Here is a 652-nt window from a genome sequence, read left to right as displayed (position 1 = left end):
GCCCCGCCCTCGGCCCCGGGTCAGATGCCGCCCGGGCCGGGTCCGCTGCCCGGTCAGAGCCCGATGCCGCCCGCACCGCCCGGTCCCGGGCCGGTTCAGGGGCCGTACCCGCCGCAGGGGCCCAGCGGACAGCCGTTCGGCAACGACGACTTCCCGAGCACCGCGGTACCGCACCCGCAGGCCGTGCAGCCCGCGCAGTTCCCGTCCGGCGGGAACCCGGCTCCGGCCCCGGCCGGCTGGGTCGCGCTCATCGGGCCGGACCGCGACTACTTCACGGCGATGATGCACCGCAGCGGCCCGGAGGCCGCCGGGCTCAACCTGCCCGCGTACTCGCCGGAGCAGCAGCTGACGCTCACCGGCCACCAGATCACCATCGGCCGCCGCCGGCAGAGCACGGGCGAGTCCCCGGACATCGACCTGGCCCGCCCGCCGGAGGACCCGGGGGTCTCGCACCAGCACGCGGTGCTGGTGCAGCAACCGGACGGCAGCTGGGCCGTGGTCGACCAGAACTCCACCAACGGCACCACCATCAACGGCGCCGAGGAGCCCATCCAGCCCTATGTGCCGGTCCCGCTCCAGGACGGCGACCGGGTGCACGTGGGCGCCTGGACCACCATCACCGTGCGCCGCGGCTGACCCACCGCCCCGGCCC

1 protein-coding gene is annotated in these 652 nt (G+C 76.2%); it reads left to right on the top strand.

Annotated features, from left to right (window positions below; all coding sequences use genetic code 11):
• Positions 1-636, top strand: a 636-nt coding sequence (locus E4099_RS32645; RefSeq protein ID WP_245245368.1) for an FHA domain-containing protein, incomplete at its 5' end; no start/stop codon positions are given.
• Positions 637-652: the final 16 nt, after the last annotated feature.

Source organism: Streptomyces palmae (genome assembly GCF_004684805.1).
In the GTDB taxonomy this organism is placed as follows: Bacteria; Actinomycetota; Actinomycetes; order Streptomycetales; family Streptomycetaceae; genus Streptomyces; species Streptomyces palmae.
The sequence above is the reverse complement of the archived record's forward strand: the minus strand, read 5'-3'. Positions and strand labels throughout refer to the sequence as shown.